Annotated in this window: 21 protein-coding genes; 11 read left to right on the forward strand and 10 right to left on the reverse strand. The window is 61.8% G+C overall.

The annotated features are described in order from the left end of the window. Positions 1-87: 87 nt before the first annotated feature. The gene (locus AC07N4_RS04015; RefSeq protein ID WP_493065006.1) at positions 88-537 is read right to left on the reverse strand and encodes a winged helix-turn-helix transcriptional regulator; all 450 of its coding nucleotides are present in this window, start codon (positions 535-537) and stop codon (positions 88-90) included. A gap of 181 nt (positions 538-718) precedes the next feature. Between AC07N4_RS04015 and AC07N4_RS04020 the strand changes: the two genes are divergently transcribed. From AC07N4_RS04020 to AC07N4_RS04045, 6 genes are all read left to right on the forward strand, one after another. Continuing rightward, complete coding sequence (locus AC07N4_RS04020; RefSeq protein ID WP_493065007.1) at positions 719-1,537, forward strand: alpha/beta fold hydrolase; 819 nt, start codon at positions 719-721, stop codon at positions 1,535-1,537. A 258-nt stretch (positions 1,538-1,795) separates the two neighbouring features. Then, positions 1,796-3,103 (forward strand): flavin-containing monooxygenase, encoded by a 1,308-nt coding sequence (locus AC07N4_RS04025; RefSeq protein WP_493065008.1) that lies wholly within the window; start codon positions 1,796-1,798, stop codon positions 3,101-3,103. A gap of 58 nt (positions 3,104-3,161) precedes the next feature. Continuing rightward, complete coding sequence (locus tag AC07N4_RS04030; RefSeq protein ID WP_007950460.1) at positions 3,162-3,578, forward strand: RidA family protein; 417 nt, start codon at positions 3,162-3,164, stop codon at positions 3,576-3,578. 27 nt (positions 3,579-3,605) lie between these two features. Further along, positions 3,606-4,283 (forward strand): DUF1028 domain-containing protein, encoded by a 678-nt coding sequence (locus AC07N4_RS04035; protein ID WP_493065009.1) that lies wholly within the window; start codon positions 3,606-3,608, stop codon positions 4,281-4,283. Then, positions 4,280-5,428 (forward strand): acetylornithine deacetylase, encoded by a 1,149-nt coding sequence (argE, locus tag AC07N4_RS04040; RefSeq protein WP_493065010.1) that lies wholly within the window; start codon positions 4,280-4,282, stop codon positions 5,426-5,428. Before AC07N4_RS04035 ends, argE begins: the two co-directional genes overlap by 4 nt. A 289-nt stretch (positions 5,429-5,717) precedes the next feature. Next, complete coding sequence (locus AC07N4_RS04045; RefSeq protein ID WP_102620933.1) at positions 5,718-7,133, forward strand: purine-cytosine permease family protein; 1,416 nt, start codon at positions 5,718-5,720, stop codon at positions 7,131-7,133. Between the two features lie 67 nt (positions 7,134-7,200). Here AC07N4_RS04045 and AC07N4_RS04050 read toward each other — a convergent pair whose 3' ends face one another. Further along, positions 7,201-7,698, reverse strand: a complete 498-nt coding sequence (locus tag AC07N4_RS04050) for a winged helix-turn-helix transcriptional regulator (protein WP_096820098.1) — start codon at positions 7,696-7,698, stop codon at positions 7,201-7,203. A 99-nt stretch (positions 7,699-7,797) separates the two neighbouring features. Between AC07N4_RS04050 and AC07N4_RS04055 the strand changes: the two genes are divergently transcribed. Both AC07N4_RS04055 and AC07N4_RS04060 read left to right on the forward strand, forming a co-directional pair. Further along, positions 7,798-8,436 (forward strand): cysteine hydrolase family protein, encoded by a 639-nt coding sequence (locus AC07N4_RS04055; protein WP_096820099.1) that lies wholly within the window; start codon positions 7,798-7,800, stop codon positions 8,434-8,436. After that, entirely contained in the window at positions 8,433-9,998 is a 1,566-nt protein-coding gene (locus AC07N4_RS04060) for an aldehyde dehydrogenase (NADP(+)) (RefSeq protein ID WP_493065011.1), read from the forward strand. Before AC07N4_RS04055 ends, AC07N4_RS04060 begins: the two co-directional genes overlap by 4 nt. Positions 9,999-10,056: 58 nt before the next feature. Here AC07N4_RS04060 and AC07N4_RS04065 read toward each other — a convergent pair whose 3' ends face one another. The 3 genes from AC07N4_RS04065 to ptrR all read right to left on the reverse strand — a co-directional run bounded on the left by AC07N4_RS04065 (position 10,057) and on the right by ptrR (position 12,256). Then, a complete protein-coding gene (locus tag AC07N4_RS04065) occupies positions 10,057-10,485 on the reverse strand; it encodes a TOBE domain-containing protein (RefSeq protein ID WP_102620931.1) in 429 nt (142 codons plus the stop codon). Positions 10,486-10,616: 131 nt separating this feature from the next. Then, positions 10,617-11,279 carry a M24 family metallopeptidase gene (locus AC07N4_RS04070; RefSeq protein ID WP_493065012.1) on the reverse strand — a complete coding sequence of 221 codons (663 nt, stop codon included), beginning with the start codon at positions 11,277-11,279 and terminating at the stop codon, positions 10,617-10,619. 95 nt (positions 11,280-11,374) lie between these two features. Next, positions 11,375-12,256, reverse strand: coding sequence for a putrescine utilization regulator PtrR (gene ptrR / locus AC07N4_RS04075; RefSeq protein ID WP_064600875.1), 882 nt, complete (start codon positions 12,254-12,256; stop codon positions 11,375-11,377). A 103-nt stretch (positions 12,257-12,359) separates the two neighbouring features. Here ptrR and AC07N4_RS04080 point away from each other — a divergent pair, with 103 nt between their 5' ends. Further along, positions 12,360-13,751, forward strand: a complete 1,392-nt coding sequence (locus AC07N4_RS04080; RefSeq protein WP_493065013.1) for an aldehyde dehydrogenase family protein — start codon at positions 12,360-12,362, stop codon at positions 13,749-13,751. A 49-nt stretch (positions 13,752-13,800) separates the two neighbouring features. Here AC07N4_RS04080 and AC07N4_RS04085 read toward each other — a convergent pair whose 3' ends face one another. Together AC07N4_RS04085 and AC07N4_RS04090 are read right to left on the reverse strand one after the other, a co-directional pair. After that, entirely contained in the window at positions 13,801-15,333 is a 1,533-nt protein-coding gene (locus AC07N4_RS04085; RefSeq protein ID WP_493065014.1) for an MFS transporter, read from the reverse strand. 76 nt (positions 15,334-15,409) lie between these two features. Next, positions 15,410-16,240 (reverse strand): oxidoreductase, encoded by an 831-nt coding sequence (locus tag AC07N4_RS04090; RefSeq protein WP_493065015.1) that lies wholly within the window; start codon positions 16,238-16,240, stop codon positions 15,410-15,412. Between the two features lie 130 nt (positions 16,241-16,370). Here AC07N4_RS04090 and AC07N4_RS04095 point away from each other — a divergent pair, with 130 nt between their 5' ends. Continuing rightward, complete coding sequence (locus AC07N4_RS04095) at positions 16,371-17,276, forward strand: LysR family transcriptional regulator (protein ID WP_493065016.1); 906 nt, start codon at positions 16,371-16,373, stop codon at positions 17,274-17,276. Here AC07N4_RS04095 and AC07N4_RS04100 read toward each other — a convergent pair whose 3' ends face one another. Then, positions 17,277-18,446: an acetyltransferase domain-containing protein gene (locus tag AC07N4_RS04100; protein WP_493065017.1), complete on the reverse strand. Its 1,170-nt coding sequence runs from the start codon at positions 18,444-18,446 to the stop codon at positions 17,277-17,279. Positions 18,447-18,551: 105 nt separating this feature from the next. Beyond that, positions 18,552-21,581, reverse strand: coding sequence for a D-2-hydroxyglutarate dehydrogenase YdiJ (ydiJ, locus tag AC07N4_RS04105; RefSeq protein ID WP_493065202.1), 3,030 nt, complete (start codon positions 21,579-21,581; stop codon positions 18,552-18,554). 159 nt (positions 21,582-21,740) lie between these two features. Here ydiJ and AC07N4_RS04110 point away from each other — a divergent pair, with 159 nt between their 5' ends. Next, positions 21,741-22,625: a LysR substrate-binding domain-containing protein gene (locus tag AC07N4_RS04110; protein ID WP_493065018.1), complete on the forward strand. Its 885-nt coding sequence runs from the start codon at positions 21,741-21,743 to the stop codon at positions 22,623-22,625. An 81-nt stretch (positions 22,626-22,706) separates the two neighbouring features. Here the strand turns inward: AC07N4_RS04110 and AC07N4_RS04115 are convergent, their stop codons facing one another. Further along, positions 22,707-24,320: a GMC family oxidoreductase gene (locus AC07N4_RS04115; protein WP_493065019.1), complete on the reverse strand. Its 1,614-nt coding sequence runs from the start codon at positions 24,318-24,320 to the stop codon at positions 22,707-22,709. Positions 24,321-24,343: the final 23 nt, after the last annotated feature.

Consider the following 24,343-nt stretch of genomic DNA (forward strand, 5'->3'; position numbering starts at 1 on the left):
TTTCGCAGATCAACCAAGGAAAACCGGTCGCCGCATCAGAGAACGTTCCGAAAAACGAAACGTCCGACAGACCCCGCTCACTTCACCTCAGTGCTCAACAGCCAGTTTCGTCGCCACATCCTCCGGCGACAGCACCCGACCATCGGCTGACAGCAACTCAAGCTTGCGGATCGGCTGCCCTTTCTGCGCATCGACCATCACCGACCCCGGTTCGCCAGGCGCGTACAGGTGTTCCCCGCCCCACTGCGACAGCGCAACGATCACGGTTTGCAGGGCACGGCCCTTTTCCGTCAGCACGTACTCCTTGTAGGCGCTGCCATCGGACGCCGGCACCATGCGCAGGATGTCGCGCTCCACCAGCCCTTTGAGCCGGACACTCAACATGTTCTTGGCGATCTCCAGGCTCTTCTCGAAATCGCCGAAACGACAAATGCCTTCCAGCGCATCGCGGATGATCAGCAACGACCACCAGTCGCCGATCAGGTCCAGTGTCCGGGCGATCGGGCAGGCATTGCCGGCAAGGCTTTTGCGCTTCATTTCGGGTGTCTCCAGCAAATCGGCAGGTTCGATGCGGTTGCATCTTACAACCCGCGCTGCAAAACCGATAACGCCGTGCGCCTCGAACTTAGCACCTGCGTACAAGTGGCCAATGCACTTTGCCGCGATAGTGAACGTTGCCATCACGGCATCCACGCAGGCCCACACCCAAGGAGTTTCCATGAGCACGTTCACGACTCAAGACGGCACCGAAATCTATTACAAGGACTGGGGCAGCGGCCGCCCCGTACTGTTCAGCCACGGTTGGCCGCTGGACGCCGACATGTGGGAATACCAGATGGAATACCTGAGCAGCCGCGGCTACCGCACCATCGCGTTCGACCGTCGTGGTTTCGGCCGTTCCGAGCAGCCATGGACCGGCTACGACTACGACACTTTCGCCGACGACATCGCGCAGTTGATCGAACACCTCGATCTGCGTGACGTGACCCTGGTCGGGTTCTCCATGGGCGGCGGCGATGTCAGCCGCTACATTGCGCGCCATGGCAGCGAGCGCGTCGCCGGGCTGGTGCTGCTGGGCGCGGTGACGCCGCTGTTCGGCAAGAAACCGGACTTCGCCGAAGGTGTCGACACGTCGGTGTTCGACGGGATCAAGGCCGGCCTGCTGAAGGACCGCGCGCAGTTCATCGCAGACTTCAACGCCCCGTTCTATGGCACCAATCAGGGCCAGAAAGTCTCCGAGGGCGTGCTGACGCAAACCCTGAACATCGCCCTGCTCGCCTCGCTCAAAGGCACCGTGGATTGCGTCACGGCGTTCTCGGAAACCGACTTCCGCCCGGACATGGCGAAAATCGATGTGCCGACGCTGGTGATTCACGGCGACGGTGATCAGATCGTGCCATTCGAAACCACCGGCAAACGGGCCGCTGCACAGATCAAGGGCGCTGAGCTGAAAGTCTACGCAGGCGCGCCACACGGCTTTGCGGTCACCCATGCGCAGCAATTGAATGAAGACCTGCTGGCGTTTCTCGACCGCTGAGTCCGCAGTCAACTGAAGCCTTGCAAAGGGCCGTCGACTACCCTGTCGGCGGCCCTTTTTTTTCGTTGTCCCGGATTCCGGTGTCATGGCGAAGCCCCGTGTTTACAGGACTTTCAGGCCTCTGCATCACGTTTTTATCTTCACATCCCAGCTTAATAATATTTTACCGATAACCACCCCCTCCCTAGTCTGATCCCAAGCACAGAGAACAGGTCGACAGCGGCCTGAATCCAACGGCCTCGTGAGAAGGGATCAGAGATGACCACTGAAATAATAAAAACAGACACGCTTGTTGTCGGCGCCGGTCAAGCGGGTGTGGCCATGAGTGAACACCTGAGCAAACTCGGTGTTCCGCACCTGGTGCTGGAGCGCAACCGCGTTGCCGAGCGCTGGCGCACCGGGCGCTGGGACTCGCTGGTAGCCAACGGTCCGGCGTGGCACGACCGGTTTCCGGGGATGGAATTCGATGATGTCGATCCGGATGGTTTCGCCCACAAGGAGCGCGTCGCCGACTACTTCGAAGCCTATGCGAAGAAATTCAACGCGCCGATCCGCACCGGCGTGGACGTGAAAAGCGTGGTGCGCAATGTCGGTCGCCCGGGCTTCACCGTCGAGACCTCCGAGGGCGTGATCGAAGCCGCCCGCGTCGTCGCCGCCACCGGCCCGTTTCAGCGTCCAGTAATCCCGGCCATTGCGCCGAAGGATGAGCATCTGCTGCAGATTCACTCGGCCGACTATCGCAACCCGCAACAACTGCCGGCCGGCGCAGTACTGGTGGTCGGTGCCGGTTCGTCGGGCGTGCAGATCGCCGATGAATTGCAGCGCTCGGGCAAGCAGGTGTTTCTCTCGGTCGGTGCCCATGACCGCCCTCCTCGTGCTTACCGCAACCGCGATTTCTGCTGGTGGCTCGGCGTGCTCGGCGAATGGGATCAGGCCGCCATGAAACCTGGCCGCGAGCACGTGACCATCGCCGTCAGCGGCGCCCACGGTGGCCGCACGATCGACTTCCGTGGCCTGGCCCATCGCGGAATGACTCTGGTCGGCGTCACTGAATCGTTCAGCGACGGCGTGGTGACCTTCAAACAGGATCTGCGCGACAACCTCAAGCGTGGCGACGAGAACTACCTCGCACTGCTGGATGCCGCCGATGCCTACATCGAACGCAACGGCCTCGATCTGCCGCTGGAACCGGAAGCCCGCGAGACGTACCCAGACCCTGAATGCGTGAAGAACCCGCTGGCCGATCTCGATCTGGCCGCCGCCGGCATCACGTCGATCATCTGGGCCACCGGGTTTGCCGTGGACTATTCCTGGCTGAAAGTCGCGGCGTTCGACGACAACGGCAAGCCGCAACATCAGCGCGGTGTGTCCAGCGAATCGGGTGTGTATTTCCTCGGTTTGCCGTGGCAGTCACGGCGCGGTTCATCGTTCATCTGGGGCGTGTGGCACGACGCCAAGCACGTGGCCGATCACATCGCTACCCAGCGCAAATACCTGGCCTATCGCGATGCCGAACAACGCGAAGCCGTGCTGCACAACAACGCCGCCGACACCGTCGACGCTTGATTCCCCTCATCAATACCGGCGCCGGTTGCGCCGGGTTCGATTTCGTCAGGAGCCTCACATGAGTCAGCCAACCCACACCCGCATTCGCATGTTCAACACCAAGGACACTTACCCGAACCAGACCCTGGACAATGACTTGTGCCAGGCCGTCCGCGCCGGCAATACCGTGTATGTCCGTGGTCAGGTCGGCACCAATTTCGATGGTGAACTGGTCGGCCTCGGCGACCCGCGCGCACAGACCGAACAGGCAATGCGCAACGTCAAGCAACTGCTAGAAGAGGCCGGCAGCGACCTGAGCCATATCGTCAAGACCACCACTTACCTGATCGACCCGCGCTACCGCGAGCCGGTGTATCAGGAAGTCGGCAAATGGCTGAAGGGTGTTTTCCCGATCTCCACCGGGCTGGTGGTGTCGGCGCTGGGCCAGCCGCAGTGGCTGATGGAGATTGATGTGGTTGCGGTGATTCCCGAGTAATTCGACCTTAGCGAAAGGAGGCCACACATGACATTTTCCATCGCCGCCCGCTGCCCCGAAACCGGCCAGTTCGGCATCGCCATCAGTTCCTCCAGCATTGCCGTCGGCGCCCGTTGTCCGTGGCTGTTGCCGGGTGTCGGCGCAGTGTCGAGCCAGAACATCACCCTGCCGTCCCTCGGCCCGGAAGTGCTCGCCTTGATGGAGCAAGGCCTGGCGCCCGAGGCAGCGCTGGACAAGGTGCTCACCCGCAACGGCTACAGTCAGTACCGGCAGATCACCGCGATCAACCACCTAGGGCAGACCGCGCATTTCAGCGGCGCGCAAACCCTGGGCGTGCACAACGCCGTGTCGGGCGAGCAATGCGTGGCGGCGGGCAACATGCTCGCCGGGCGCTCGGTGATCGAAGCCATGGTCAGCGCGTTCGAAGAAGGCGAAGGCCAATTGGCCGACCGCCTGATCAAGGCCTTGCACGCCGCCCAGACCTTGGGCGGCGAAGCGGGACCGGTGCATTCGGCAGCCGTGGTCGTGGTCGGTGAACTGACCTGGCCCATCGTCAACCTGCGGGTGGACTGGGCCGATGAAGACCCGATCGGTCAATTGCAAAAGCTCTGGGACGCCTATCGCCCGCAGCTTCAGGACTACATCGACCGCGCCCTCGATCCGGCCAAGGCGCCGGGCTACGGGGTTGCCGGAGACGACCGATGAGCGACAGCGTCGCGTTGCTCAAAACGCTGGTGGGGTTCGACACCACCAGCCGCGAGTCCAACCTGCAATTGATCGACTTCGTGCGTGACTACCTCGAAGGTTTCGATGTGCCATGCGAGCTGATCTACAACGAAGACCGCAGCAAGGCCAACCTGTTCGCCACGATTGGCCCGGCCGATCAGCCGGGGATCGTGTTGTCAGGGCACACCGACGTGGTGCCGGCCGACGGCCAGCCATGGACGCTGCCACCGTTTGAACTCAGCGAGCGCGACGGCAAGTTGTACGGCCGTGGCACGGCGGACATGAAGGGCTACATCGCCTGCGTGCTGGCGTTGGTGCCGTCGTTGGTCAAAGTACCGCTGCGCATGCCGGTACACATTGCGCTGTCCTACGACGAAGAGGTCGGCTGCCTCGGCGTACGTTCGCTGCTCAAGGTGCTGGAGCAACGTCCGGTCAAACCGTTGCTGTGCATCATCGGCGAACCGACCGAACTCAAACCGGTGCTCGGGCACAAAGGCAAACTGGCGATGCGCTGCGATGTCCAGGGACACGCCTGTCATTCGGCCTACGCGCCACTCGGGGTCAATGCCATCGAATGCGCCGCCGAGCTGATCGGCGAGCTGGGGCGCATCGGTCGGCAGCTCAAGGATGAATACCTCGACCCGCGCTTTGACCCGCCGTATTCAACGGTGCAAACCGGCGTGATCAGCGGCGGCAAGGCGTTGAACATCGTCCCTGCCGATTGCCGTTTCGACTTCGAAATCCGCGCCCTGCCCTCGCAGGATCCGACGGTCGTCGCGCAGCAACTCAAGACCTATGCCGAACAGCAAATGCTGCCGCGCATGCGGGCCGTCAGCGGGCAGAGTGATATCCGTTTCAGCGAACTGTCAGCGTATCCGGGGCTGGCGACGGATGCCCGGAGCCAGGCGGCGGAATTGATCGCCACGTTCTGTGGCTCGGACGATTTCGGCACCGTGGCGTTTGGGACCGAAGGCGGCTTGTTCGACGCGGTGGGGATTCCCACGGTGGTGTGCGGGCCCGGCAGCATGGACCAGGGTCACAAGCCGGACGAGTTCGTCAGCCGCGATCAGCTCAAGGCCTGCGATGAGATGCTGCAACGGATGCTGGCTTCGATTCACCTTTGAAAAAACGGTCTGGCTGCAGGATTCAAGTCCGCAACCAAGCCGCAGGTTCATCGACAGACAGCTGCTCCGATGGAGGTCAGCTGCGTTGTCGTTCATGGTGCTGAAACGCCCGAAACAGAGCGCTTTCATCTGACCGGAGAGCCTCGTTTTTTTAACGCCTGAAGCAACAAAACTACTAATTTATCTCTCCCCTTTCCTTGCCCATGATCGACCCCAACAAGAAATGCGCCGTCCGTGCCGGCGCTCACTGAAGTACGTCCACGTACTCGTCCTTGCCTTGGAGTTCGTCATGGCCACCTCTGCAACAACGTCCGCACCGCTCATTGAAAAACACACGATCGGCTATGTGCCGCCCGAAGATCGCCACGGAAAGGTTCGGGATCTGTTCACCCTCTGGTTCGGCGGCAACATCGCGCCGCTGCCCATCGTTACCGGCGCCCTCGGCGTGCAGCTGTTTCACCTGAATCTGGTGTGGGGCATCGTCGCCATTCTGGTCGGCCATCTGGTCGGCGGTGTGCTGATGGCGCTGCACTCGGCGCAAGGCCCGCAGATGGGCATTCCGCAGATGATCCAGAGTCGTGCGCAATTCGGTTCCCTCGGCGCGCTGCTGGTGGTGTTGATTGCCGGCGTCATGTACATCGGTTTCTTCGCCTCCAACATCGTGCTCGCCGGCAAGTCCCTGCATGGCGTGGTCGACAGCGTTCCGGTACCGGTCGGCATCGTGATCGGCGCGCTGGGCTCGGGAATCATCGGGATCATCGGTTACCGCTTCATCCACGTGCTCAACCGCATCGGCACCTGGGTGTTGGGGATCGGCATCGTTGTCGGCTTCGGCTACATCCTGACTCACGTGCAGACGGCTGACTTCCTCACCCGTGGCGGTTTCAACCTTTCGGGCTGGCTCGCCACCGTGTCGCTGGCGGCGTTGTGGCAGATTGCGTTTGCGCCGTACGTGTCGGACTACTCGCGCTATCTGCCGGCGAATGTGCCGGTGGCCGCGACGTTCTGGACCACTTACCTCGGTTCCGCACTGGGCTCCAGCCTGTCGTTCATCTTCGGTGCGGTTGCCGTGCTGGCAACCCCGGTGGGCATGGACACCATGGATGCGGTGAAACTCGCCACCGGCTCGATCGGCCCGCTGATGCTGGTGCTGTTCCTGCTCAGCGTGATCAGCCATAACGCGCTCAACCTGTACGGCGCGGTGCTGTCGCTGATCACGTTGGTACAGACTTTCGCCTATCGCTGGATTCCGACCGCCAAGAGCCGCGCGGTGATTTCGCTGATCGTGCTGCTCGCCTGCTGTTTCGCTGCCGTCGGCGCGTCGTCAGACTTCATCGGCCACTTCGTCGACATGGTGCTGGTGCTGCTGGTCGTGCTGGTACCGTGGACAGCGATCAACCTGATCGACTTCTACGCCATCCACAAAGGCCAGTACGACATCGCCTCGATCTTCCAGGTCGATGGCGGCATCTACGGCCGCTACAACCCGCAGGCCTTGCTGGCGTATGCGATCGGGATCGCGGTGCAGATTCCGTTCATGAACACGCCGCTGTACGTCGGGCCGGTATCGGCGCACATCAACGGCGCGGACCTTTCCTGGCTGGTGGGGTTGCTGGTGACGTCGCCGCTGTATTTCTGGCTGGCCAGTCGTGACAGTGCTTATCGTCGGCGACTGATGACCGGGAAACTGGCGGGCAGTCTGTAAGCCTTCCTTTCTTCACTGACACACGAAGGCCCTCGAAGCGAGGGCCTTTTGCTTTGGCTGGAACCGCCTATTTCGCCTTGAACGCCTCGCGCCGCGCTTGCCGCTCGGCGACATAAGCCTCTTGCGGCTGGCTGATCAGATCCTCGCGTCGCAACAGTTCGCCGCAGTGATCGCACAGCGGTCCGAGGCCGGCGCTGTGATTGCAGTGCTTGTGGATCATGTTCACGGCCAGCCCCTCCTCCGGCGACTTGCACCAGGTCTCTCCCCAGGCGCGCAACGCAATCACCACCGGGTAGAACGCCTCGCCCTTGGCGGTGAGGTGGTACTCGTAACGTTTCGGCCGCTCGTTATACAAGCGACGCTCGACCAGTCCGTCTGCCTCCAGGCTTTTCAGACGAGCGGCGACCATCTGCGGCGTACCGCCGGTCTGGGCCTGAATCTCGTCGTAGCGATGGCTGCCCATGAACAACTCGCGCAAAACCAGCACCGTCCAGCGGTCGCCGACGATCGCCTCGGCCCGGGAAATCGGGCACAGCGTATCGGGAAGACTATCGTTTACAGCCATCAGGGCTTGCCTCTTTCACAGTTACTATGATTATCATATCAACACGATGCGGGAACAAGCCCTGAGCATCGATCACTCTCATTGCCGGAGTACATCGTCATGTCGAAACCTCTCTATCCACTCGACAGAACCGCCTACCTGCTGGTCGATCCGTACAACGATTTTTTATCGGATGGCGGCAAGATCTTTCCGCTGATCAAACCGATCGCCGACCAGAACGGTCTGCTCGACAACCTGCGCAAACTCGACCGCGCCGTGCGTGGCCTGCAGATTCCGGTGGTCATCGTACCGCATCACCGCTGGGTCAAAGGCGACTACGAGAACTGGGATCACCCAAGCCCCACCCAACAAAAGATCATGCACATGCACCACTTTGCCCGTGGCGAATGGGGCGGTGAATGGCACCCGGATTTCGCGCCGAAGGACGGTGACATCGTCGCTCAGGAACATTGGGGCTCCAGCGGTTTTGCCAACACCGACCTCGATTTTCGCCTCAAGCAGAAGAGCATCACCCACGTGATCATCGTCGGCTTGCTGGCCAACACCTGCATCGAAGCCACCGCCCGCTACGCCAGCGAACTGGGATACCACGTCACGCTGGTGCGCGACGCAACGGCGGCGTTCAAACCGGAGATGATGCATTCCGCCCATGAGCTGAACGGCCCGACCTTTGCCCATGTCGTCACGACCACCGACGAGTTGATCGCCAGCCTCAACACACAGGGTGAGTCGAAATGAGTCTGACTGGCCACCTGCTGATCGGCGCCTCTGACATCCCCGCCACCGAGGGCACGATGAAAGCGCTGAATCCGGCAACCCATCAACTGATCGAACCAGAGTTCGCCTTTGGCGGCGCGGCCCAGGTCGATCAGGCTGCAACCCTTGCCGACGCGGCATTCGACAGCTACAGCCATACCTCGCTGGCCGAACGCTCGGCGTTTCTGGAGAGCATCGCCGACAACCTCGACGCCGTTCGTGAGGAACTGGCCGCCCGCGCCGCACTGGAAACCGGTTTGCCTCAGGCACAGCTCGAAGGCGAAGCCGCCAAGGCCGCGACCCAGTTCCGCCAGTTCGCCGATGTGGTGCGCAAGGGACGCTTCCTGCAACTGGCCATCGACCCGGCGCAACCTGAGCGTCAGCCCCGGCCACGGATGGATCACCGGCTGCAAAAGATCGCGATAGGCCCGGTGGCGATCTTCGGCGCCAGCAACTTTCCGATTTCCTATTCGGTGGCCGGCGGCGACACCGCTTCGGCGCTTGCGGCCGGTGCGACGGTGATTCTCAAGGCACACAACGCCCACCCCGGCGCCTCGGAAATCCAGGCCCGCGCCATCCGCAAGGCCGTACAGGCGCATGGCTTGCACGAGGGTGTGTTTTCGATGGTGCGCGGCGGCGGCAATGCCATCGGTGAGGCGCTGGTCGATCACCCGCTGATCAAGGCAGTGACCTTCACCGGTTCGGAACTGGGCGGCATGGCGCTCTATCGCCGCGCGCAGTTGCGTCCCGACCCGATCCCGGTGTTCACCGAGATGACCAGCGTCAACCCGACCTTCATCCTGCCCGCAGCAATGGCGGCACGCGGCGCGGAAATCGGTGACGGTTTCGCCGAGCGGATGCTGGTCAATGTCGGGCAAGCCTGCCTGTGTCCGTCGATCCTGATCGCGGTCAAGGGCGATGGCCTGCAAGCATTGCGCAGCGCCATGATCAAACGGATCAGTAATGCACCGGCACGCACGATGCTGACCCCGGGGATTCACGGTTCATACGTCAAAGGGCTGGTGGCGATGGAAAGCGTTGGTGCGAATCTGGTGGCAGTCGGCGCACCAGCGGATGGCCAATTTGAAGGCCGCTCGGCGCTGCTGGAAGTTGACGGTCAACGCCTGCTCGGCGAACCGGCGCTGGCCCATGAAGTGTTCGGTCCGGCCGCGTTGCTGGTAACGGTCAACGATGAGGAAGAATTGCTGGCGGTCGCGCGGTCGTTCAAAGGCCAACTGAGCGCGGCCATTCACCTCGAAGACCGCGATCTGGACCTGGCTCGGCGCCTGCTGCCGATCCTCGAACGTCGCACCGGACGCATCGTGGTCAACGCCTTCGCCCATCCTCAGGAAGTGACTTTCGCCACCGTGCACGGCGGGCCGTTCCCGGCCACTTCGGACAGTCGCTTCACCTCGGTTGGCATGACCTCGATCGAGCGCTTTTTGCGGCCGGTGGCTTATCAGGGCTTTCCGGATGCGTTGCTGCCGGAGGTGTTGCGCGACGGAAATCTACTCGACCTACCCCGCAGTATCGATGGCCAATAAAAAATGCCCGGTTCGGCAAATCACCGAACCGGGCATTTTTATCGAGTCGCGCGTTTAATCAGGCCGGCACACCCAGAATGATGTGCGAAGCCTTGATCACCGCCGTCGCGCTAACGCCAGCAGCGAGGCCCAGTTCGTTCACCGCGTCGCGGGTCACGATCGAATAGACCTTCGAACCGCCGGCCAGCTCGATCACCACTTCGGCGTTGACCGCGCCATCGGTCACGCTCAGCACCTTGCCTTGCAGGCAGTTGCGGGCCGACAGGCGAATGCCGTCGGATTCGGTCATCAGCATCACCCAAGGCGCCTTGACCAGCGCAACGGCTTCTTTGCCCACCGCGATGCCCAGGCTCTTGAGGCTGGCCAGGGTCACGACAGCAACCAGCTTCTCGCCGCCCGGCAGGGTCAGGACGACTTCCGCATTGACCGAGCCTTCCTGAACCTGGCTGACCTGACCTTTGAAAACATTGCGGGCACTGACTTTCATGATGGACGTCCTTTTTTTGACTTTGGAGTTAGGAAACGGCCTGCATCATCTGAGCAAGCGCTATGTAGTTACAACTACAGCGCTGCACCTGAATGAACATCGACTCCTGACTCTAGCACCGCCAAAGTGAATCAGATCAACAGGTCTTCATAGAAGGCGCCGTACGGAAGCTCAGGGTGCTCGATCTGGATTTCCAGAATCCACACACCGGCATTCGGAGCCTGATCGAAATCCCCCAGATTACCGCCCCGATAGATCGCATGGGGAAAATCACTGACCCGGTGGCCCTTGATGTCCAGATTCAGTTTCCAACCCATCGCCTCAGCCTGATCGGTGGCGTAGCGATACAGTTCGACACCGGTTACGCCTTGACGCCAAAAGGCCTCGACCTTGTCGAAAAGTGCTTTGGAGGCCGCCGCGCAAGCGATCATTTGCGGATCGGAACCGGTGACGAACGTCGCCCCGGCATCGCCTTCATGGCCTTCCCAGACCACGCCCATGTCGATGAAGAAAATGTCTTCCTCGCCCAGGACCGGATCGCCGTCGGAGCGCTCCTTGAAGGTCTTCAGCGTGTTGGCGCCGAAGCGGATCAACAGCGGATGCCAGATCCGGTCCATGCCCAGTTCGACGAGAATTTCCTTGCCCCGTGCATGAGCTTGCGATTCGCGCATGCCGGGCTTGATCACCTTGGCGATCTCGTCCACGGCCTTCCAGGTCAACTGCTGGGCGTGGCGCATGGTTTCCAGCACAAAACGTTCACCTACCGCTTCTTTACCGCTCAGGGCTGTGGTCATCGCTGATTCCTTCTGGCTAATCGCGCATCGCTTGCGCTGTATAGTTTTTTATATTGCGAAACAGGACGCCTAAGATACAACCATGACACAAAGTGTCAATTCTCTTCTGCACGCACCACGCCGCGCTCCTCGAGCAAGCGCACGAACATGCTCAGACTGCGCGACACCGTGCCCCGGCGCCACACCAGCCACGTCGTCAGAAAGCGAAAATCCGCCGCCAGCGGCCACACACTCACCGTCGCGCAACCGGGCATGCTCTGCAACATGCTGCGCGGCATCAGGGCCAGACCGGCGCCCGCACTGACGCAGGCGAGCATGCCGTGATAGGACTCCATTTCGAAGATCTTGCCGGGTACGGCAGCGTCGGTGCTGAACCATTTTTCGAAGTGATGGCGATAGGAGCAGTTCGAGCGGAACGCATAGATGTTTTCGCCATTCACGTCCGCAGCGCGCTGGATCGGGCCGTGGTGGAGCGGCGAGATGATGACCATTTCCTCTTCGAACGCCGGGATGCCTTCCAGCGCCGGGTGCAAGACCGGGCCGTCGACAAATGCAGCCGCCAGGCGCCCGGAGAGGACACCGTCGATCATCGTCCCCGACGGCCCGGTCGACAGGTCCAGATCGACCTTGGGGTGTTGCTGGTTATACGTCGCCAGCAAACCGGGAATCCGTACCGCCGCCGTACTTTCCAGCGAGCCCAGCGGGAACGCGCCTTGCGGTTCCTCGCCAGCCACCGTGGCTCGCGCTTCTTGCACCAGGTCGAGAATCCGCCGTGCGTACTCCAGAAAACTCCAACCGGCGGGCGACAGACGCAGGCGGCTTTTCTCGCGGATGAACAAGTCGACGCCCAGATCCTCCTCCAACTGCTTGATGCGCGTCGTCAGGTTCGACGGCACGCGATGGATCTGCGCCGCCGCCGCGCTGATGCTGCCGTGCTCGGCAACGGCCTTGAAGATTTCCAGTTGCACCAGATCCACAGTCATTCTCCAATCGTGAAAGAAACGCTCTTTATTATTCAGTTTCCAGAAATCAAACGCCACCCTACTCTGAGCGCATCCACTGACCTCGCAGGACGATGCCATGAGCCCGATTTCCAGCCAGACCCACGCCATCTCGATCAATCCCGCCACTGGCGAGCAGATCGGTCACTACGCCTTCGAATCCGCCGAGGCCCTCGATGCCGCGCTGACCCGTGCCGCGTTCGGTTTCGGCAAGTGGAAACGCAAACCGCTGCAGGATCGCTCCCGCGCCCTGACCGCGCTGGCCGGCGCCCTGCGTGACAGCAGCGAAGCCATGGCGACCATGATCACCCAGGAAATGGGCAAGCCGATCGCCCAGGCCCGTGGCGAAATCGAGAAATGCGCCAAGCTTTGCGAGTGGTACGCCGAACACGGCCCGGCCATGCTCAACGCCGAAGCAACACTGGTCGAAGGCGGCAAGGCGCGCATCGAATACCGTCCGCTGGGGCCGATCCTCGCCGTAATGCCGTGGAACTTCCCGATCTGGCAAGTGCTGCGCGGCGCCGTCCCGGCGTTGATCGCCGGCAACACCTACGTGCTCAAGCATGCGCCGAACGTGATGGGCAGCGCCTATCTGTTGCGTGATGCCTTCACTCGCGCCGGTTTTGCCGATGGCGTGTTTGAAGTGATCAACGTCACCCCGGAAGGCGTGTCCACCGCCATCGCCGACCCGCGCATCGCCGCCGTGACCCTGACCGGCAGCGTCCGCGCCGGCATGGCCATCGGCGCACAGGCTGGGGCCGCGTTGAAGAAATGCGTGCTGGAACTGGGTGGTTCCGATCCATTCATCGTGCTCAACGACGCCGATATCGACGAAGCCGTGCAAGCAGCAGTGATCGGTCGTTACCAGAACTCCGGCCAGGTCTGCGCCGCTGCCAAACGCCTGATCATCGAAGAAGGCGTGGTCGAAGAGTTCACCCGCAAATTCGTCGAAGCCACTCGCCAGTTGAAGATGGGCGATCCGTTGTCCGCCGACAACTACATCGGCCCGATGGCCCGCTTCGATTTGCGTGACGAACTGGATCAGCAAGTGCGCGACACCCTGGAAGAAGGCGCCACCCTGCTGCTCGGTGGCGGCAAGGCCCAAGGGCCGGGCAACTACTACGAGCCGACCGTATTGGCCAACGTCACCGACCGCATGACCTCGTTCAAACAGGAATTGTTCGGCCCGGTAGCCTCGATCATCACCGCACGCGACTGCGCTCACGCCGTGGCCCTGGCCAACGACAGCGAGTTCGGCCTGACCGCCACGATCTACACCGCCAATGTCGCCCTGGCCCAGCAGCTGACCAGCGAACTGGAAACCGGTGGCGTGTTCATCAACGGTTACTCCGCCAGCGACCCGCGCGTGACCTTCGGCGGCGTGAAGAAAAGCGGTTTCGGCCGCGAGCTGTCGCACTTCGGTGTACGCGAGTTCTGCAATGCGCAAACCGTTTGGCTGGACCGCCACTGATCCAATGAACAAAGCCCGGAAGCGTTTTGCGCTTCCGGGCTTTTTCATTTCAAGCCGCCGCCTGTTGTGGCTCCGATACCGTCCGTTCCTTGCTCAACAGCCCCAGCACCACAGCCGCCGACGCCAGCGTGATGATCGTCAGGATGTGCAGCAGATACTGGAACGCCGAAGCGTAACCTTGCACCAGACGTTCATTGGCCAACCCTGGAATCGTGTTGATCGCGTGAGCCATGTCGCCAGTGGTCACCCGGTGCGCGGTCTCGGCAATCAGCGCTGCATCGGCACCAGCAGCTACCGTTTGCAGATCGGTATGCAGCAGCGAGGCAAGAATCGCCGCCACGCTGGCCAGTGCAATTCCCTCGCCCGCCACCCGCACCGTGTTGAAAATCCCGGCCGCCATGCCGGCGCGTTCTTTCGGCACCACGCTGACCGACAACCCGTCCATCAAGCCCCACGGCAACCCCGCACCAATCCCGATCAACACCATCGGTACCACCAGCGCAAATTTTGGCTCGCCGACGTTGTACAGGCTCAGCCAATGCAGACCTACAGCAGCAATCAGGAAACCCACGCCTGACAAAATACCGGCCGAGACAAAACGGGTCATGGACGCCGCGAGCATCGGCACCACCAGCATCGGCGCCGACAACGCCAGCAACAGCAGGCCGGCATCGATTTCACTCAAGCCTTCGACGCCGATAAATCGCAGCGGCAGCATGACCACCAGCACGATGTAGCAAAAGCAGGTGCCAATCGGCAGCATCTGCACACCGATGAAGCGCGGAAAACGGAACAGGGTCAGATCAAGCATCGGGCGCTTGACGCGCATTTCGATAAGGACGAACAGCGCCAGCAACAACGCCGAAGCACCCAACAGCCCCACTACCAACGGACTGCCCCAACCGCTTTCGGGGGCCTGGATCACACCGAACGTGAACAGCGCCAGCATCGAACTGAACGTCACACTGCCCGGCCAGTCGAGACCGCTGGCGTCTGGGTAGCGGGTCTCACGCATGCGCGGCAGACCGAAGACCATCGCGATCACACCGATCAGCGCGGTGAAGACAAAGATCGCACGCCAGTTGAACGCCTCGATCAGCGCCCCGGCCACCAATGGGCCGAACGCCAGGCCGATGCCAAACGTGGTGCCCAGCATGCTGTAGGCACGGGTGCGCGCATGGCCTTCGAACTCCTGTGCCAGCGCTGCCGAACCACTGGCCAGCGCCGCAGCCCCGGCCACGCCCTGTATCGCCCGCAACACATCCAGCCAGAACACCGAAGGCGCCAGGCTCTGGGCAATCGACGCAGCGGTAAATAGCAGCATGCCGCCCGTGAACAGGCGCTTGCGCCCATAGACATCGGCCAACGCCCCCGCCGCCATCAGCAGACTGCCGAACGACAACATGAACGCATTGGTGATCCAGGTCAGCGCCACCGGGCTGCCGCCCAGGTCGCGGCCAATGGCCGGCGTCGCCACCGCGCCACCGGTAAAACTCAACGGAAGGACCAGTGCCGACAGGCAAATGGCTGCGAGGATCAGCAGTTTGTCGCGCGCGCCATGGTGCTGGGAGATGGTTGTCATGATTTCGTCCAATGAAAAGAAAAATAAGGCTGCGATCAACAGAGCGCAGCCTGCGATTGCTGAGTCGGGCGGCGTGTCAGTCCTTGAAATCCGTGGACAGCGCCAGCGCATTCCACTCGGCCAGTTCCTGCGCCACCAATCGATTTTTCGCTTCGATCCGCGCGACGGTGTCGCTGCCCAATGCCAGCCGTTGCGGCGGGTTCGGCGCATTGACCAGCGCCAGCATGGCTTCGGCAAACTTCACCGGATCACCCGGCTGCGCATGGTTGGCGGCTTCGGCGAAGGTGCGCATCTTGCCGACGGTTTCGTCGTAGTCCGGCAGCACCAGCGCGGTCTTGACCAGCGATTGTTCATCGAGGAAGTCAGTGCGGAAGAAGCCCGGCTCGACCACCGTGGCATGAATGCCCAGCGGCGCCAGTTCCTGACGTAGCGCTTCGCTGATGCCTTCCACCGCGAACTTGGTGGAGCCGTAGACACCCCAGCCCATGTAGGCCTGATAGCCGCCAATCGATGAGATGTTGATGACCCGCCCGCTACGCTGGGCGCGCATGTGCGGCAGCACGGCGCGAGTCACGTTGAGCAGGCCGAAGACGTTGGTGGCGAACAGGCGCTCGGTTTCGCTGGCGCTGGTTTCTTCCACCGCGCCCAGTACGCCGAAGCCGGCATTGTTGATCAGCACATCGATGCGGCCGAAACGCTTGATGCCTTCCGCCACCGCTTGGTGGGCCTCTTCTTCGCGGGTGACGTCCAGGCGCACCGCCAGCAGGTTCGGGTGCTCGCCGAGGCGGTCGGTAATGTCTTGCGGTTTGCGGGCGGTGGCAATCACGGCGTCGCCGGCACGCAGGGCATGTTCTGCGATGAGGGTGCCAAAACCACGGGAAGCTCCGGTAATCAGCCAGGTACGCATAGCAACTCCTCCTGTCAGTGACCCTGGCGTTGTTGCCGGGCCTTCTCGATGAGTTGATGCGACTTTAAAGCCGTGCTACTGATGTGATAATCCCAACAAAATTACATGACTTTGTGAAAGGCGTTCATTAATGAAAAACCCGTCCACGGCGGATCTGTCGATCTTTCTGAGCATCGCGCAGCATCTGAATTTCAGTCGTGCAGCGGTGGATCTGGGCCTGACACCGTCGGCGCTGAGTCACTCGTTGCGCGCTCTGGAAAACCGCCTCGGCGTGCGTCTGTTCAATCGCACCACCCGCAGCGTGGCCCTGACCGAAGCCGGCGAACGGCTTTATGCCCGGTTGAAACCGGCGTTTCGCGATATCGAAGATGCGCTTGAAGACCTCAACCATTTTCGCGACAAGCCCTCGGGCAACCTGCGCATTACCTCCGGGCGCCAGGCCTGTGAACTGGTGCTGCTGCCGATTGCCAGCGAGTTCCTGCAGGCCTACCCGGACATACGTCTGGAGGTGGTCGAAAGCGATGCGCTGCTGGATATCGTCGCTGCGGGATTCGATGCCGGTGTACGTTTCGGCAACCGGTTGGAGGCGGACATGGTGTCGCTGCCCATCGGGCCGAATCTGCGGTCAGTGGTGGTCGGCTCGCCGGCGTTTTTCCAGCGGCATCCCGCGCCGCAGAAACCTGAAGATCTGCATGCCCTGCCCTGCATCCGCCATCGGTTCCCGAGCGGTTCGATGTACCGCTGGGAATTCGAACGTGGTGGCATTGAACAGGAAATCGAAGTCAACGGTCCGCTGACCCTGGGCGATGTCAGCCTGATGGTCGGCCCGGCGCTGCAAGGTTTGGGGCTGGCCTATGTGTTCGAAGACATGGTCAGCGAGCACCTCGCGGCCGGGCGTCTGGTGCAGGTGTTGGCGGACTGGTGCCCGTACTATCCCGGCCTGCATCTGTATTACCCGAGCCGGCGCCATGTACCGGCGCCGCTCAAGGCTTTAATCGACTTTGCCCGCAACGTTCGCGACGGCAAAACGAGTTAGCTACAGATATTTCAACCAGGCGATGTCCCGTCGCCGGGCCTTCAATGCCGAGAACCAGCGCACGGCCGGAAACAACGCGACCGCCAGCACCATCGCCGCCAGCCACACCGCCGCCACCGTCGAGAAACCGAAATGACTGCCCTGATTGAGCCCGACCAATGCCACGCCAATCAGGTACAGCACCTTCAGCGCATACAGGTGCAGCAGATAGAAAAACATCGGCGCCGAACCGAACACCGTCAGCCAGCGAATCCAGCGTCGATCCTGTGCACGCTCGAACACCAGCAACAGCAGCAGCCCGACGCTCACCGTCAGCGTGATGAACAACAGCGACGGCGGGTATTTGGTGATGTTGAAAAAACTCATCAGGGTTTGCAGGCTGCTGTCATTGAGCGACCACGGTTTCTCGCCGTAACCGTTGACCAGCCGCAACGCCACGAAACCCAGCAGCCCGGCGATGCCAACGATCAGCAAACGTCGCTGGCGCACACCCGCATCGGCCATTCGGGCAAACCATGGCCCCAGCGCGTAACCCAGACCGATCACACCGATCCACGGCAGCAGCGGGTACGACGTGCGCAAGCGCAAGCTCTCGCTGACTTCGATCCAGCCCCGGTCATGCAGGATTGCCCAAGGCACGTGCAGCGCCGAATCCACGGCAAAGTGCAGACCGTCGAGCAGGTTGTGCCCGGCGATGATCACCAGGCTCAACGTCAACAACAGCCAGCGTGGCAGCCAGACCAACAGCGACAGCGCGATCATGCTCAGGCCGATCGCCCAGATCACTTGCAGGTAGATCACGCTCGGCGGCAGCTGGAACGTCCAGGCGAAATTCACCAGCGTGAATTCGAGCACCACCAGGAACAGACCACGCTTGAACAGAAAGGCACTGACATCAGCCTTGCCGTCGTACTTTTCCCCGAACAGCCAGGCCGACAACCCGGTCAGCAGCACGAATACCGGCGCGCACAGATGCGCCAGAGTGCGGCTGAAAAACAGCGCCGGCTCGGTACTGGCGATGTCCATCGGATCGGAGACCTGACGATGCAGCAGAAAGGTTTCGCGCACGTGATCCAGCAACATGAACAGAATGACCAGGCCGCGCAGCGCATCAATGGACAGCAGCCGGCCAGTCGCCGGCGGGACGTTTCGAGGAGCAGCAACGGTCATGAAAGGTTCGCAATCGAGTGAAGAGTTCGATCGGGCCGCGTGCAAACGGCCCGACTATTTGCGTTACCTTATAACATGAAAAGCCGCTTCAATTGCTAACGGTTCTCAAGCCGTGCGCAGTTGCTCAAGCAGCACCTGCAACGGATGACGCACCACTCGGTCGGCCTGACGCTTGACCTGGCTGCGGCACGAATAGCCGGTCGCCAGTGCTTCGCCCCGCTCTGCCGGTGCCTCGATCTGCTTCGCCCAGGACTGCTCGTAAATCACCGCCGAGGTGTCGCGATTGCGCGCTTCGTGCCCGTAGGTGCCGGACATCCCGCAGCATCCGGTGGCCTGGGTCGTCAGTTTCAAACCGACACGTTCGAACACTTGCTCCCATTGCCGGGTTGCGGCGGGCGCGTTGGTTTTTTCGGTGCAGTGCGCGAGCAGGCGGAAGCTTTCGCCATTCTGTGAATCCGTCCGTTGCGGCATGACTTTCAGCAGCCACTCCTGCACCAGCGCCACTTCGGGGCATTGCTCCATCCCCGGCACCTTGAGGTATTCCTGGCGATAAACCAGAGTCATCGCCGGGTCCAGCCCCACCAGCGGCACGCCAACCTCGGCCAGTGCGCGCAGTTGCCCGGCATTGCGCAGCGCCGCGCGGTTGAACGCCGACAGGAAACCCTGCACATGCAGCGGCTTGCCGTTGGCACTGAACGGTGCCAGATAAACCTGATACCCCAGTCGCGAAATCAGCTCGATCAGATCCGCCAGCAATGGCGCCTCGAAATACCGGGTGAACGCGTCCTGCACCAGCACCACACTGCGTTCACGTTGCGCCTGAGTCAGCGCCGAAAGCACCTCGACCGACGCCGGCTGCACCTGCCAGCGACGCATGGCCGCGTGGAAATCGAAACGGCTGAGCAACGGCACATCGACCATGCCACCAAGGCGCTCGATCAAGCGACGACTGAACGAAGCCCCCATCAAACCGTTGTAGAGAAACGGAATCCGCGCCATATACGGAATCGTGTATTCCAGCGAGGCAATCAGATAATCCCGCGCCGGCCGCAGGTAACGGGTGTGGTACAGCTCGAGAAACCGCGAACGGAAATCCGGCACGTTGACCTTCACCGGGCACTGTCCCGCGCAGGACTTGCACGCCAGGCAGCCGGCCATGGCGTCGTACACCTCGTGGGAGAAGTCTTTTTCCTGCGCACGGCTGTTGCGCCAGCGCTGCAGCAATGTGCTGAAAAACGGCGGACGACGACTGGCATCGGACAACACATCCACCCCCGCCTCGCCCTGCAACCGCAGCCATTCGCGAATCAGCGAGGCGCGGCCCTTGGGCGATTGCGCACGCTGGCGGGTGGCTTTCCACGACGGGCACATCGCATCGTCAGGATCGAAGTTGTAGCAGGCGCCGTTGCCATTGCAGTGCATGGCCGCGCCGTAGTCCTGCCAGACTTTCTCGTCGATCTGCCGGTCCAGTTCGCCGCGCAGGGTCACTTCGTCGATCTTCAGCAATGCCGCGCCGGGAATATTCGGCGTGGCGATCTTGCCGGGGTTGAACTGGTTGAACGGGTCGAACGCCGCCTTCAAGGCTTGCAACGCCGGGTACAGCTCACCGAAAAAGGCCGGGGCGTATTCCGAGCGCAGGCCCTTGCCGTGCTCGCCCCACAGCAGGCCGCCATAACGCTGGGTCAGCGCGGCGACGCCATCGGACACCGGTCGCACCAGTGCGGCTTGTTGTGGATCTTTCATGTCGAGAATCGGCCGCACGTGCAGCACACCGGCATCGACGTGGCCGAACATGCCGTACTGCAACTGGTGGCTGTCGAGCAGCTCGCGCAGTTCGGCGATGTATTCGGCCAGGTGTTGCGGCGGCACGGCCGTGTCTTCGACAAACGGCTGCGGCCGCGCTTCACCGGCGACGTTGCCGAGCAAACCCACCGCACGCTTGCGCATGCCGTAGACGCGGTTCACCGCTGCATGACCGACGGCCAACGTATGGCCCAGCCGTTCGACCGTGGCGTCGTTGCCCAAGTGCTGGACAAAGGCCTCGACCCGACCTTGCAGCTCCTCGGGATCGTCGCCGCAGAACTCCACCAGGTTGATCCCCAGCGTCGGCCGCTCGGCGCTTTCCGGGAAATACTCGGCGACGCCATGCCAGACGATGTCCTGCATCGCCAGCAACAGCACTTTGGAGTCGACGGTTTCAATCGACAGCGGCTTGAGCGCCATCAACGCCCGCGCATCGCGCAAGGCATCCATGAAGCCGGCGTAGCGGATGTTCACCAGCATCGTGTGCTTGGGGATCGGCAACACGTTGAGCTTGGCCTCGACCACAAACCCCAGCGAACCTTCGGCACCGCACAGCACGCTGTTGAGGTTGAAACGGTTGTCGGCCTCGCGCAGGTGCGCCAGGTCGTAGCCGGTCAGGCAGCGGTTGAGGTCGGGGAAGGTTTGTCGGATCAGTTCGCCCTGCTCATCGATGATCTGCCGCGCACAACGGTACACCTCGCCGGCCCGCCCCTCACGGGCGCATTCCGCTGCCAGCTCACTTTCTTCCAGCGGGCGGCCGTGCAATCGCTCGCCACCGCGCAGGACCATGTGCAATTCCAGAACATGGTCACGGGTCTTGCCGTAGGTGCAACTGCCCTGGCCGCTGGCGTCGGTGTTGATCATGCCGCCGACGGTGGCGCGGTTCGACGTCGACAGTTCCGGGGCGAAAAACAGCCCGGCGGATTTCAGGGCGGCGTTGAGCTGATCTTTCACCACGCCGGCCTGCACCCGCACCCAACGCTGTTCAACGTTGATTTCGAGAATGCGGTTCATGTGGCGCGACAGGTCGACGACGATGCCATCGGTCAACGATTGCCCGTTGGTGCCGGTGCCGCCGCCGCGAGGCGTGATCACCACTTTCTGGTAATCCGGTTCGGCGATCAGACGCGCCAGCAGCGCCACGTCATCGGCGTCGCGCGGGAATACTGCCGCTTGCGGCAAGCGCTGATAGATCGAGTTGTCGGTGGCCAGCACCACGCGGCTGGCATAATCGGCACTGATTTCGCCACGAAAACCGCTGGTTTCAAGGGCTTTGAGAAACTGCTGGTAATCGGTGTTCAACGCGGTGGAAGGCGACAGCTGGGCAATCATCGGGCGTGCAATCTCGGTCAAAAACGGGCCATGTGGCGGTGAACAGTTGTGCGCAATGAATGATTGCGTCACGCTCCCGCCATCTCATAGGCCTTATGTTCATTGCAGAGCGAAGCCGGGACAACCGTAAATTCGACCCGCAATCCATGACTAAAACGAATGAATCCACGAACCCTCACCCCCTCGATGTCGTTGCTGCTGGCGTTTGAAGCCGCCGCACGCCATGAAAGCTACACCCGCGCCGCCCACGAACTGTCGCTGACCCAGAGCGCGGTCAGCCGTCAGGTGCAGATTCTGGAAAAGATGCTCGGCATGCGCCTGTTCAGCCGTGAAGGCCGGCGGGTGATCCTTACCGACGCCGGGCGCATGTATCAGCGCGAACTGTCCGAAGCCCTCGGGCAGATCCGCAGCGCGACGTTGCAGGCCATGGCGTTTGGCTCGGGGATTCACAGCCTGCGCCTGGCGACCTTGCCGACTTTCGGCTCGAAATGGCTGCTGCCGCGCCTGAAGGATTTCTACACGGCGCACCCGGGCATGACCGTGCACCTGCACTCGCGGATCGAGGCCATCGACTTCGACACCAGCGAAATCGACGCGGCGATTTGTGTCGGCGGCGGTGACTGGCCGGGGCTGACCGCCCACCGCCTGCACACCGAAGAACTGGTGGTGATCGCCAGTGCGCAATTGTCCGACGCCGAACGTCTCGCGGCCAACAAGGATATCGCCGGGCAGCTTCTTCTCAATGTCAGCAGCAACGCTCAGGCGTGGTCCGAGTGGTTCAGCCATCACGCCCTGCCCCATCGCAGCATGCGCATCGGGCCGAGCTTCGAGATGACCTCGCACTTGATCCAGGCCGTGCGCGCCAATATCGGCATCGGACTGGTGCCGAGGATTCTGGTGGAGGATGAATTGCACAACGGTGAGTTGCTGCAACTGGGCGAACCGATCAGCAGCCGGCGCAGCTATTACCTGGTGTACCCGGCGCGTAATGAATCATTGGCGTCGTTGAAGGCGTTTCGGGATTGGCTGGTGCAGACGCTTTGAGATGATGCCGGCCCGTAATGGGCCGGCATTCAAAGCCTAGTGCATGCTGGAAAGAGGCTTGCGATCAACTGTCACCGTGCGTCACGCATCCTGCAGAATCAGATCCGCGCCCTTCTCCGCCACCATCAGCACCGCCGCATGGGTGTTGCCCGATGTCACGTTGGGGAAGATCGACGCATCGACAATCCGCAACCCCTCGATACCGTGCACTTTGAGGCGCTTGTCGACCACCGAACTCTGCTCGTCCGCGCCCATCGCGCAGGAGCCACACAGGTGATAGATCGAGCCGCAGTTGTCGCGGAAGTACTGCAGCATCTGCTCGTCGGTTTCCACCGCCGGCCCCGGCAAAACTTCATCGACCGTGATGCCCTTCAATGACGGAGCGCCCATGATCTTGCGCATCAGGCGACTGCCCTGGATCACCTCGTCGATGTCCTTTTGCGTGCTCAGGTAGTTCGGGTCGATCAATGCCGCATCACGGGGATTCTTCGAGGCAATCGTGATGTGCCCGCGACTGGTCGGGCGGCACGGGTTGAAGCACAACAGGAAACCTGAATACGGCTCGGGCTTGAGGCTGGCCTTGTTGTTTTTTGGAATCTGGTACGACAGCGGGTTGAAATACAGCTGCAGGTTCGGATGGCTCTGCTCCGAGTTACCCCGGAAGAATCCGCCAGCCTGATTGACGCTCATCGCCAGCGCGCCCTTGCGGGTCAACAGGTACTTCACGCCGAGTTTGAACTGGCCGAACAGCGAGCTCAGCTCATCGTTCAGGGTCGGGATATTGGCCTTGTAGTAGTAGCTGACGCACAGGTGATCCTGCAGGTTCTGCCCTACCGCCGGCAGGTGTTTCACCACCGGAATCTGATGTTTGGCCAGCAAGGCGCGATCCGCCACGCCGGACAGTTGCAGGATCTTCGGCGTGTCGACCGCGCCGGCGCACAGGATCACTTCCTTGCGCGCCGTGAAGGTCCTCACCACGCTATGCTGGGTGATGGAAATGCCGGTGGCGCGCTGCTGGCTTTCATCGAACAGGACACGATCGACCAACGCGTAATGCTCGACCGTCAGGTTCGGCCGGCTCAGCGCCGGGTGCAAATGGGCGAAGCTGCTGGAGCTGCGCTGACCGTTGCGGGTGTTGACGTCGTAGATGCCCGCGCCTTCGAATTTCGGCCCGTTGAAATCGTCGCTGCGCGGGTAGCCGAGTTCATCGCAGCCCTTGAGGAATACATCGCAGATCGGGTGAGTCTGACCGGCCATCGGGGTGATGCTGATCGGGCCGCTGCCGCCGTGGTATTCGCTGTCGCCCAGCGGATGGTTTTCCAGTTTGCGGAAGTACGGCAGCACATCCTTGAAGCCCCAGCCATCGTTGCCGTTGGCTGCCCAGTCGTTGAAATCATGGGCCTGACCACGCACGTAGATCATCGCGTTGATCGAGCCCGAACCGCCCTGGACCTTGCCGCGCGGGGCGTAGATTTCGCGATTGCCCAACTGCTTCTGCGGCTGGCTGTAGTACATCCAGTTGAAGGTCGGGTTGTAATACATTTTGGCGAAGCCGACCGGGATCTTGAACCACAGGGAACTGTCCTTGCCGCCCGCCTCCAGCAGCAGCACCGTGTGTTGGCCCGAGGCCGAGAGCCGATTGGCCAGGACGCAGCCAGCGGCGCCTGCGCCAGCGATGATGTAGTCGTATGTCATGCACGGTTACCGCGTAAGTCTTT

Source organism: Pseudomonas sp. GW821-FHT09E04, assembly GCF_059416185.1.